This window comes from Burkholderia sp. MSMB1078WGS (assembly GCF_001528895.1).
GTDB lineage: Bacteria > Pseudomonadota > Gammaproteobacteria > Burkholderiales > Burkholderiaceae > Burkholderia.
In genome coordinates this window covers 35342-46104 of the sequence record NZ_LPDI01000044.1, presented here as the reverse complement: position 1 = coordinate 46104, position 10763 = coordinate 35342, and the positions used below count along the sequence as shown (strand labels likewise).

The 10763-nt window shown below is 66.8% G+C and carries 12 protein-coding genes; 6 read left to right on the top strand and 6 right to left on the bottom strand.

Annotated elements, in window-relative coordinates:
• The 3 genes from WT24_RS35755 to WT24_RS13985 form a co-directional block, all read left to right on the top strand.
• Nucleotides 1-77, top strand: a 77-nt coding sequence (locus tag WT24_RS35755; protein ID WP_133168007.1) for a 4Fe-4S dicluster domain-containing protein, incomplete at its 5' end; no start/stop codon positions are given.
• A gap of 49 nt (nucleotides 78-126) precedes the next feature.
• Nucleotides 127-1320 (top strand): beta-ketothiolase BktB, encoded by a 1194-nt coding sequence (gene bktB / locus WT24_RS13990; RefSeq protein ID WP_059499807.1) that lies wholly within the window; start codon nucleotides 127-129, stop codon nucleotides 1318-1320.
• 38 nt (nucleotides 1321-1358) lie between these two features.
• Nucleotides 1359-2213: a 3-hydroxybutyryl-CoA dehydrogenase gene (locus WT24_RS13985; protein WP_060034086.1), complete on the top strand. Its 855-nt coding sequence runs from the start codon at nucleotides 1359-1361 to the stop codon at nucleotides 2211-2213.
• 72 nt (nucleotides 2214-2285) lie between these two features.
• On the opposite strand, the gene WT24_RS13980 is transcribed toward WT24_RS13985, so the two are convergent.
• On the bottom strand, nucleotides 2286-2948 hold the full coding sequence (locus WT24_RS13980; RefSeq protein WP_060034083.1) for a TetR/AcrR family transcriptional regulator: 663 nt from the start codon (nucleotides 2946-2948) through the stop codon (nucleotides 2286-2288).
• 95 nt (nucleotides 2949-3043) lie between these two features.
• Between WT24_RS13980 and WT24_RS13975 the strand changes: the two genes are divergently transcribed.
• Nucleotides 3044-3874, top strand: a complete 831-nt coding sequence (locus WT24_RS13975) for an NmrA family transcriptional regulator (RefSeq protein ID WP_060034091.1) — start codon at nucleotides 3044-3046, stop codon at nucleotides 3872-3874.
• Nucleotides 3871-4356, top strand: coding sequence for a DUF1772 domain-containing protein (locus tag WT24_RS13970; RefSeq protein ID WP_060034094.1), 486 nt, complete (start codon nucleotides 3871-3873; stop codon nucleotides 4354-4356). The genes WT24_RS13975 and WT24_RS13970 overlap by 4 nt, the downstream gene beginning before the upstream one ends.
• 98 nt (nucleotides 4357-4454) lie before the next feature.
• On the opposite strand, the gene WT24_RS13965 is transcribed toward WT24_RS13970, so the two are convergent.
• Together WT24_RS13965 and deoC are read right to left on the bottom strand one after the other, a co-directional pair.
• Nucleotides 4455-5366 carry a phytanoyl-CoA dioxygenase family protein gene (locus WT24_RS13965; protein WP_059790938.1) on the bottom strand — a complete coding sequence of 304 codons (912 nt, stop codon included), beginning with the start codon at nucleotides 5364-5366 and terminating at the stop codon, nucleotides 4455-4457.
• Between the two features lie 237 nt (nucleotides 5367-5603).
• Nucleotides 5604-6284: a deoxyribose-phosphate aldolase gene (gene deoC / locus WT24_RS13960; RefSeq protein WP_059499803.1), complete on the bottom strand. Its 681-nt coding sequence runs from the start codon at nucleotides 6282-6284 to the stop codon at nucleotides 5604-5606.
• 146 nt (nucleotides 6285-6430) lie between these two features.
• Between deoC and deoR the strand changes: the two genes are divergently transcribed.
• The gene (deoR, locus tag WT24_RS13955) at nucleotides 6431-7201 is read left to right on the top strand and encodes a DNA-binding transcriptional repressor DeoR (protein WP_034209379.1); all 771 of its coding nucleotides are present in this window, start codon (nucleotides 6431-6433) and stop codon (nucleotides 7199-7201) included.
• Between the two features lie 46 nt (nucleotides 7202-7247).
• On the opposite strand, the gene WT24_RS13950 is transcribed toward deoR, so the two are convergent.
• From WT24_RS13950 to rbsK, 3 genes are read right to left on the bottom strand one after another with little or no spacing between them, the layout of a single operon-like run.
• Nucleotides 7248-8300 carry an aldose 1-epimerase family protein gene (locus WT24_RS13950; protein ID WP_060034081.1) on the bottom strand — a complete coding sequence of 351 codons (1053 nt, stop codon included), beginning with the start codon at nucleotides 8298-8300 and terminating at the stop codon, nucleotides 7248-7250.
• A 2-nt stretch (nucleotides 8301-8302) separates the two neighbouring features.
• Entirely contained in the window at nucleotides 8303-9676 is a 1374-nt protein-coding gene (gene fucP / locus WT24_RS13945) for an L-fucose:H+ symporter permease (RefSeq protein ID WP_059499801.1), read from the bottom strand.
• Between the two features lie 40 nt (nucleotides 9677-9716).
• Complete coding sequence (gene rbsK / locus WT24_RS13940) at nucleotides 9717-10643, bottom strand: ribokinase (RefSeq protein WP_059499800.1); 927 nt, start codon at nucleotides 10641-10643, stop codon at nucleotides 9717-9719.
• Nucleotides 10644-10763 lie beyond the last annotated feature (120 nt).

Here is a 10763-nt window from a genome sequence, read left to right as displayed (position 1 = left end):
ACATCAAGGACCCGACGCAGAACATCGTGTGGGTCACGCCCGAAGGCGGCGGCGGGCCGAATTACCCGAACATGTAACGCAATGCATCCCCGCGCCCCGCGGGCGTGAACGAACCGGAGTGAGACGATGAGCAATGCAGCGAAGGAAGTCGTGGTGGTGAGCGGTGTCCGTACCGCGATCGGCGATTTCGGCGGGAGCCTGAAGGATTTCTCGCCGACCGACCTCGGCGCGAAGGTCGTCGCCGAAGTGCTGGCGCGCGCGAGCGTGCCGGGCGACGCGGTCGGGCATGTCGTGTTCGGCCACGTCGTGAACACCGAGCCGAAGGACATGTATCTCGCGCGCGTCGCGGCGATCAACGGCGGCGTCGCGCAGCACACGCCGGCGCTCACCGTGAACCGCCTGTGCGGTTCGGGCCTGCAGGCGATCGTGTCGGCCGCGCAGACGATCATGCTCGGCGACGCCGACGTCGCGATCGGCGGCGGTTCGGAGAGCATGAGCCGCGCGCCGTACACCGTGCCGGCCGCGCGTTTCGGCCAGCGCATGGGCGATGCGAAACTCGTCGACATGATGCTCGGCGCGCTGCACGACCCGTTCCAGACGATCCACATGGGCGTGACGGCCGAGAACGTCGCACGCAAGTACGACATCTCGCGTGACGCGCAGGATGCGCTGGCGCTCGAGTCGCATCGTCGCGCGGCGCGCGCGATCGCGGAAGGGCGCTTCAAGGATCAGATCCTGCCGATCTCGATCCGCACGAAGAAGGGCGAAGTCGCGTTCGACACCGACGAACACGTGCGGCACGACGCGAGCGCGGACGATTTCACGAAGCTCAAGCCTGTGTTCGTGAAGGAGAACGGCACCGTGACGGCCGGCAACGCATCGGGCATCAACGATGCGGCCGCCGCCGTGCTGATGATGAGCGCGGACGCCGCGCGCGCGCAGGGCGTGAAGCCGCTCGCGCGTCTCGTGTCGTATGCGCACGCGGGCGTCGATCCGGCGTACATGGGCATCGGTCCGGTGCCGGCCACGCAGAAGGCGCTTGAACGCGCGGGCCTGACGATCGCCGATCTCGACGTGATCGAAGCCAACGAGGCGTTCGCCGCACAGGCCTGCGCGGTCACGCAGGAACTCGGCCTCGATCCCGCGAAGGTCAACCCGAACGGCTCGGGCATCTCGCTCGGTCACCCGATCGGCGCGACCGGCGCGCTGATCACGGTGAAGGCGCTGTACGAACTGAAGCGTATCGGCGGCCGTTACGCGCTCGTGACGATGTGCATCGGCGGTGGCCAGGGGATTGCCGCGATCTTCGAGAACATCTGATAATCGAGCGCTCCGCACCCGAACACACAGGAATCGTCATGACCATCGAAACCGTCGGCGTCGTAGGCGCCGGAACCATGGGCAACGGCATTGCGCAAACCGCCGCCGTTGCAGGACTGAACGTGGTGATGATCGACGTCAGCGACGCCGCGCTCGACAAGGGTCTCGCGACGCTGAAGGGCAGCCTCGAGCGACTCGTGTCGAAGGACAAGCTCGACGCGGCCGCACGCGATGCGGCGCTCGCGCGCATCGCGACGTCGACCGACTACGCGAAGCTCGCGGCGGTCGACATCGTGATCGAAGCGGCGACCGAGAACGTCGAGCTGAAGGGCCGCATCCTGAAGCAGATCGAGGCCGTCGCGCGCCCGGACGCGATCATCGCGACCAACACGTCGTCGATCTCGATCACCGCGCTCGCGGCGCCGCTCGCCGATCCGTCGCGTTTCCTCGGCATGCATTTCTTCAACCCGGTGCCACTGATGCCGCTCGTCGAGATCATCCGCGGGCTGCAGACGAGCGACGCGACCGCGTCGGCCGTGCGCGCGCTGACCGAGCGTTTCGACAAATCGCCGATCGGCGTGCGCAATTCGCCGGGCTTTGTCGTGAACCGGATCCTGGTGCCGATGATCAACGAAGCGTTCTTCGTGCTGGCCGAAGGCATCGCGTCGGCCGAGGAGATCGACGCGGGGATGAAACTCGGCGCGAACCACCCGATCGGGCCGCTCGCGCTGGCCGACCTCGTCGGGCTCGACGTGTGCCTCGCGGTGATGGACGTATTCCTGAAGGACTTCGGGGATCCGAAGTATCGTGCGTGCCCGCTGCTACGCGAGATGGTGTCGGCGGGGCGCCTCGGGCGGAAGACGGGGCGTGGGGTGTACGACTACGGCAAGTAAGCGGCGCATCGGTGCCTCTTCGCGCGGCCGCCTTCGGGCGGCCGTGTGCATTGAGCGGCGCGCACGGCGAGATTACGCGTCGAGTATCGACAGGTCGCGCGGCAGCGCGCGCTTGAACATCGCCAGAAGCTGCCGCGCCGCCTTCGGCGGCAGCGTGATCGCATGGCGCACGGCCGCCGCGATCTGGATCATCATCAGTTCCGCGAATGCGCTGCGTTGCGCGCGGGTCGTGTCGGGCGCGACGTCTGCCAGCGCATTCGCGAACAGTCCGGCCAGGAATTCGCCGTCCGCGCGATCCAGTTCCTGCAGCGCGCGATCGGCCTGCGTCGCGCGCCAGATGTCGCGCATCAGCGGCTCGTCGACGAACATCCGGTAATAGCTGTCCGTGATGCGTGCAAGCGTGCCGTGCAGATCGTCGAGCGTCTTCATCGTGGCGAGATCGCGCCGCACGCAGTCGTGGCCAACCTCGTTGTAGCGCTCCGCGAGCGTGCCGATCACGGCCGTCTTGTCCGGAAAGTACTGATACAGCGACCCGAACGAAATGCCCGTGCGTTCGACGATGTCGCTCATCCGGAACGCGTCGCAGCCTTTCTCGATCATCACTTCCGATGCGCATGCAAGGATGCGCTCGAACCGCTCGCGGCTGCGCTGCTGCGTCGGTACCAGCCGCGCACGCGCCGGCGCGGCCGCCGCGGCGGCGGGCTCGTCGCTCTGCCCCGATTTTTGCCGGCCCATGCCGCCTCCCCAAAAACTTGACGTTATTAATGCGAGAGTCTATCGTGTTTTTAAAACGCGAGACATTCTCGTGTTTTTCCATGAAGGAGACGCGCATGTCGGCACTTCCCATCCTCATCGTCGGCGGTTCGGGCAAGACGGGCGCCCGCGTCGATGCCCGGCTGCGCACGCGCGGCCTCGCGACGCGACCGGTGTCGCGCACGTCGGCGGTCCGCTTCGACTGGACGGCGCCCGAAACCTGGCCGGCCGCGCTCGATGGCGTGTCGGCCGCTTATGTGGCCTACCAGCCCGATCTGGCCGTCGAAGGTGCGGTGGACGCGATCGCTGGATTCGCGCGGCTCGCGCGGGAGCGCGGCGTCGAGCGCGTGGTGCTGCTGTCCGGGCGCGGCGAGCCGCGTGCGCAGGCCGCCGAGGCTGCGCTGCAGGCGTCGGGCGTAGGCTGGGGTGTCGTGCGTGCAAGCTGGTTCAACCAGAACTTCTCCGAAGGCTATCTGCTCGACGGCGTGCTGGCCGGCGAAGTCGCGTTGCCGGCCGGCGCGGTGCCCGAGCCGTTCGTCGATGCGGACGACATCGCGGACGTGGCCGTGGCCGCGCTCACCGATGCGCGGTTCGCGGACCGCGTGATCGAGGTCACGGGCCCGCGCGCGCTGACGTTCGCCGAAGCGGTCGGCGAAATCGCACGGGCTGCCGGGCGGCCGATCGCCTATCGCGAGATTGCGCACGATGCGTTCGTCGCGGGGCTGCGCGAGGTCGGCGTACCGGCGCCGGTCGTCGCGCTGCTCGACGACCTGTTCGACGTGGTGCTCGACGGGCGCAACAGCGCGGTGACACAGGGCGTCGAGGCCACGCTCGGGCGCCCGGCGCGCGATTTCGCCGACTATGCGCGTGCGGCCGCCGCGACCGGCGCGTGGAACGCCCGACCATGATCGCGTTCGTGACTTCGGCGTTGTTGTGGGGTTCCGCCGTCGGCTGCGGGCTGATGGCCGGCGTGTACTTCGCATTTTCGGCGTTCGTGATGACGTCGCTCGGGCGGCTCGCGCCGCCGGCCGGCGCGGCCGCGATGAACGCGATCAACGTCGACATCGTGCGTTCGTCGTTCATGCCGCTGTTCCTCGGCACGACGCTGATGGCGCTCGCGCTCGTCGTGATCGAGGTGTTCGATCGCGACTCGCCGGGCGCGATGGCGGCGCTCGCCGGCGGCGTGCTGTACGTGTTCGGCATGTTCGCGGTGACGATGGCCGTCAACGTACCGCTCAACGACGGGCTCGCCGCGGCCGATCCGGCCACGACGCACGGCGCGGCGCTGTGGGCGCGCTACCTGCACGACTGGACGAGGTGGAATCACGTGCGCACGGTGGCGTCGGCGGCCGCGTGCGCCTGCTTCATCGTGGCGATTGCGGCGCGGTAGCGGTCGCGCCGCCGTTACGCATAAAACGCCGACGGCGACATCCCGAAGTGCCGCTTGAACATCGCGGAGAACGCGCAGTGGCTGCTGTGGCCGACGATTCACTCCGGCTCGGGTTCGTGCATCCGTTGCCGCGACACGTTCAACCAACGCGCGATCCTGCCGCCCGCGAGTTGCCACTCGAACGGATTGCGGAAGTCGAAGGTGTACAGCTCGCGTCGAAGATACGGCCAGCACCCACGTAGACCCCGGGACACCCGCGAGCGCTCGATGCGCGAGGGCCGCCACGTGTCGTGCCACGGAAAGTTCGTCGCCATACCCGAGCGACGTCGCGGTAACCGGAAATTGAGCGCATACGCGTACCGCGGCTGGTCCGAGAAGTTTGCCCCCGCGGCATGCAGCGTGCGCCCCGCATGCACGGTGCAGTCTCCCGGCATCAACGGACACGCCACGGCGCGCGCCGGATCGAATCCGCCGACACACTCGAGTCCATGGGCGGTCACGTCGCCCCCGAGCGGTGCATGCGGAAGGACGTCGTACAGATGCGACCCGGGGATGAACTGCATGCACCCGTTGTCGATCGACACGGCTTGTAACGGAATCCAGAAGTTGACTTCGCGATGGTCAATGCGCGCGTCGGTAAATGCGTCGTCCTGATGCCACGGCGTCACGGTGTCCGTATGCGACTGCTTCAGGAAAAAACTGTCGCCGGCGAAACGAACGTTCGGGCCGAGCAGCGTCTTGGCGATATCGAACGCGGCGCGGCGGATACGGAGCCTCGATAGCCGACGCTCGAAATAGGATGCCCAGTGGAGTTGGAGAAGTTGAGGGTCGAAATCGCGCCCGTTCGACTCGGGATAGAAATCGAACATCAGGCCCTCGGCGTAGCCCGTGCGGCCGCCGAGCAGACGATGGCCGATTTCGCGCAAGTCTTCGATCTCCGAGATGTCGATCAGCCCGTTGATGACCGCAAAGCCGTCGTGATGGAACCGGGACCGAAGATTGGCTTGCATTGGAGCCCTGACGATGAGTTCACGGATCGCGAAGCGATGCAGACGGCCTCTGACTTGTCGATTTTCGTATTTTCGCGCGGGACGCTTCTGTTCGATATCTTACGTTGATTGCCGACGGCGGAGCAGTCCGACGAGTCGTACGACAAGGGCGACGCCGCACGGTCTGGCTCCCGCGAGGTATTTCGACGGCCGGTCTTGATGCGTGATGCACGTGCGCGAAGGCCGGCCGTTCTCGCGTCAGTACCCTGACCCGCCGCCGCCCTGATCCGTGACGATCGCCACTCCCGAACTCGTGCCGAGCCGGGTTGCGCCGGCCTCGAGCATCGCGAGCGCGGCCGCGCGGTCGCGCACGCCGCCCGACGCCTTCACGCCGAGCGTCGGCCCGACCGTGCGGCGCATCAGCGCGACATCCGCGAGCGTCGCGCCGCCATGGCCGAACCCGGTCGACGTCTTCACGAACGCGACGCCGAGATCGCGGCACATCTCGCACACGCGCACCTTCTCGTCGTCGGTCAACAATCCCGTTTCGAGGATCACCTTGAGCGGCACCGTGCCGCAGGCGCGGTGCACGGCGTCGATGTCGGCCTTCACGTCGTCGGCGCGGCCGCTTTTCAGCGCGCCGATGTTGATCACCATGTCGATCTCGCTGGCGCCCGCCGCGATCGCGGCGGTGGCTTCGAATGCCTTCGCGGCGGACAGCCCCGCGCCGAGCGGAAAGCCGACCACGGCACAGACGAGCACGCCGGTATCGGCCAGCTCGCGCGCGGCAAGCGGCACGTTCGCCGAATTCACGCAGACCGAGTAAAAGCGATGCTCGGCCGCCTGGCGGCAGAGTTCGCGGATCTGCGCGTCGCTCGCGTCGGGCGCAAGCAGCGTGTGATCGATGGTTTGGGCGAGTTGGGCGTTGGAAAGCGGCATGTGTCAGGACTCCACGGATCGTGTGCGGAAAGGGCACACGGAAAGTTGATGTTTTCACATCGGTTTGTTACAAATACGACATTCCGGCCGGGCCTGCGCGCCCGGCACGACGAGCGACTCACGCGACGGGCACGCAGGATACAGGCATGGAAACAAAGAAGGGCGAACGGATCAAGACATTGATGAACGTGCTGCAAGGGCAGAACGCGATTCATCTGCGGGAAGTCGCCGAGCTGTTCGGCGTGTCCGAAATGACGATCCGCCGCGATCTCGCGGACAACCCGCATGGCCTCAGCCTGATCGGCGGCTACGTGACGCGCCATTTCGCCGCGCAGCGCAGCGACATCGGCGAATACCTGATCAGCGCCGAGAACAACCGGCAGACCGAGGAAAAGCGCCGCATCGGCAAGCTGGCAGCACAGTTCGTGACGACCGGCGACACGATCTTCGTCGACTGCGGGTCGACCACGCCGTTCGTCGTCGATTTCATTCCGGACGACCTCGAATTCACGGCGGTCTGCAATTCGCTTAACGTGTTCGCGAAGCTGCAGCAAAAGCCGCATTGCAACGTGATCCTGTGCGGCGGCGCGTATCACCGCCAGAACATGGTGTTCGAATCGGTCGCCGAAACAGGCATCCTCGATTCGGTGCGCGTGTCGAAGGCGTTCATCTCGGCGGCCGGCGTGAGCGATCGCTGCGGCGTCACGTGCTTCAACTTCCACGAAGTCGATGCGAAGAAGAAGGTGATGGCGCGCGCGCAGAACCGCTTCCTGCTGGTCGATCACACGAAGTTCGACGAAGTGCGCGCGGCCTATTTCGCCGAACTGACCGATTTCAACTACGTGATCTCCGACGGGCAACTGAGCCGCCGCTACGAAACCGCGATCCGCGAACACGGGATCGCGCTCGTGACCTGATGCGGCGCGCGCGTGCAGCGCGCCGGGCGTCGCGCTATTCATCGCGTCAGGCATCGCGCGCTTCCGCCGCGCTCAAGTAGCCGGTGACCACCTCGAAGCGGCGCGACGCACCCGGCGCCAGCGCCGCGACGTGACCCTTGCGGCGTTCGGCTTCGTAACCTTCCGGCTCGCAGGTCGACGGCAGCGCGAACGCGGCGACCTGCTGATCCGCGTTGTGCAGGATCCAGCGCGTCGCATGCGGGAATTGCGCGGGGCGGTACGCGGTATGGAAAGCGCCGCCGTCCGGATGCGCGAGCCGGAAATGCGCGACGCCGTCGGCATCGGCTTGCACGTCGTTCATGAAGAACACGATCTCCGGGTCGTACAGCGCGGGCGCATCGAGCGTCGCGAGCCGCGCCGGTTCGCGCGCGAGCGTGGCCGTGTAGTCGCGCCACGCAGCGGTCGGCTTCACGTGCGCGGGCACGCTGTCGCGCAGCCGCATGCCGCCGTGCGGGAGCGATTGCACGAAGCGGCCGCCCGGCACGTACGCGTAATTCAGGTGGGCCATGTACATCAGGTCCATCGGCGCGCCGCCGAGATTCGTCACGTCCATCGCGATCGTCATCCGCGCATCGTGCTCCGTCAGTCGCACCGACGGACGCGCGACGTAGTGGCTGCCGAAGCCCTGCACGTACTCGTATTCTCCCGTCACTTCGACCATGGCGCCGCGCGCATCCGTGCCGACGATCAGGCTCGCGCGATCCATCGGCGCGCACGGCATCTCGCCGTGCAGCGCGTGCGTGTCGTCCGGCCCCGGGCAGCCGTTGCGCAGCAGCCCGCTGTGGAACATGAAGCAGCCGTAGGTATCGACGATCGACGTCGCGCGCCTCGGCTGCCGGAACATGTGCTTCATCGTCAGGTCGCGGCCGTCGAATTCGGCGGCCCAGATCATCTGGCCGAGATACGGCAGCACGACGAGATGGCCGCGGCGGTTTTCGAGCTTCAGCGCCTCGACGCCGGACGGATACGCGAACGCGGTGACGGTGATGCCGTCGGTGCGATACAGCGTGCGCGGTGCTTCGCGGAAGTCGTCGCACCGCAGTTCGATCTCGCCGCGCATGGTCAGGCTCCCGACGTGCGGCGCGTCGCGGCGTAGCGCGCGGACGCGGGCCCGTCGGCCGCCGCGTCGGGCGTTGCCGCCGGCAGATGACGCAGGCAGTAGAAGCCGTAGTAGACGATCACGACGAAGCATGCGAGCGGCACGACGAACGCGAGCTGCATGTTGCCGCCCGTGTGATCGGAGATCAGCCCCTGGATGAGCGGCACGACCGCGCCGCCGACGATGCTCATCACGAGGATCGAGCCGCCGTATTCGGTGTCCTTGCCGAGGCCGTCGATCGTCAGCCCGTAGATCGTCGGCCAGCACGGGCCGAGGAAGATGCTCACGCACACGGCTGCATACACGGCCGTGATGTTGTGCACGCTGATCGTGTATGCAAGCAGCGCGATGCACAGGATGCCGTAGACGATCAGCACCTTGGCTGGGCCGACGCGCTTCATCACGAGTGTCGCGACCAGCTTGCCGACGAAGAACGCGAAGAAGGTCGCGAGCAGGTAGCGCGACGCGCCGCGCTCGGTGAGGCCGCCGATCTGCATCGCGAGCCGGATCGTGAAGCTCCACACGCCGACCTGCGCGCCGACGTACAGGAATTGCGCGACCACGCCCGCGACGAAGCGCCGGTTGCCGAACAGGCGCGCGAGCGTGCCGCGCGCGTCGATCCGGTGCGTGACCGTGCTCGCGCCGTTGCCCTTGCACGCCGGGTACGGCGTGAGCGCGAACACGACGAACACGGCGGCGAGCACGACGATCAGCCACTTGTACGGTTCGAGCGTAGCCTGAATCATCGCGAGCTGGTGCGTGTGGGCTTCGGCGGCCGACATCGCCGCGAGCTGCGCATGCGACGCGTCCCCTTCCTTGAAGATCAGGAAGCTGCCCATGTAGACGCCGGCCATCGCGCCGAACGGATAGAACGTCTGCGAGATGTTCAGCCGCCGCGTGCTGGTGTCGCGCGGGCCCATCAGCGTCGAATACGAGTTCGACGCCGTTTCGAGGAACGACAGGCCCGCGGCGATCACGAACAGCGCGACGAGGAACATCCCGTACTTCGCCATCGACGCGGCCGGGAAGAACAGCAGGCAGCCGGTCGTGTAGAGCAGCAGGCCGACGAGGATCGTCGTCTTGTAGCTGAACTTCTTCACGACGGTCGCGGCCGGAATCGCGAGGAAGAAGTAGCCGAGATAGAACGCCGACTGCACGAACGCCGATTCGAAATCGGACAGGAAGAACGATTTCTTGAACTGCGCGATCAGCACGTCGTTCAGGTTCGCGGCCGTGCCCCACAGCGCGAACAGGCAGCACAGCAGCGTAAACGCGAAGAGCGGCGTGCGATTCAGGTAATAGCCGTCGGGTGTGTGTTCGATCCGGGTTCGGCTCATGGGTGTCTCCTTCCCAATGTCTCGTCGATGAAGGCGCCGGTCAGAAGCCGGCGTCGCGGAGGAAGCGTTCGAACGTCGCGGCGTCGGCGTACGACTTCTGCGTGCCGAGGCCCGTGACCGAATGCGCGGCGTAGGCGGACGCGTAACGCATCGCGTCGACGGCGTCGCGCGACGCGGCATAGCAGCGCGCGAAGCAGCCGATATACGCATCGCCGGCGCCCGTCGTATCGCGCGCGTCGACCGGCACGCCCGGCACGTGGCGCGCGCCGTCGCGCGACACCAGCAGCGAACCCTTGTCGCCGAGCGTGACGAGCACGTGCTTGAGCCCGCGCGCGACCAGCGCTTCGGCGGCACGGGTCGCGCTGTCGCGCGAATCGACCGGCATGCCCGACACGATTGCGAGCTCGGTCTCGTTCGGCACGAAGAATTCGACGGAACGGATGCGCTCGAAATCGAGGTCGGCGACGGCCGGGGCCGGGTTCAGCAACACGGGAATGCCGTGCCGTGCGCCGAATTCGATCGCGTGATAGACGGTGTCTAGCTCGATTTCGAGTTGCAGCACGATCAGCGCGCAGTCGGCGAGCATCGGCGCGGCCGCATCGATGTCGGCCGGTTGCAGATGGCGGTTCGCGCCCTTGACGATCAGGATGCTGTTGCTCGAATCGGGCTCGACGAAGATCGGCGCGACGCCGCTGGGCACGCCGGCGACCTTGCGCACGTGCGTGGTGTCGATGCCTTCGCGCTCGAAGTTGCGGATCGTGGTGTCGGCGAACACGTCGTCGCCGACCTTCGTGACCATCACGACGCGCGCGCCGAGGCGCGCGGCCGCGACGGCCTGGTTCGCGCCCTTGCCGCCGCAGCCGAGCTCGAAGTTCGGCGCCTCGAGCGTTTCGCCCCGGGCGGGCATGCGCGCGACATAGGTCACGAGGTCGACCATGTTGCTGCCGATGACGGCGATCGTCTCCATCTGCGTCTCTTCCTTGGTATGGGGTGCGCCGCGCGCGCGTGGTCGGCGGCGGCTCGTGAGTGTGATAATAAAATCACATTAAATGTGAAAATGCAATCCTATGATGTTAGAAGGGTCACT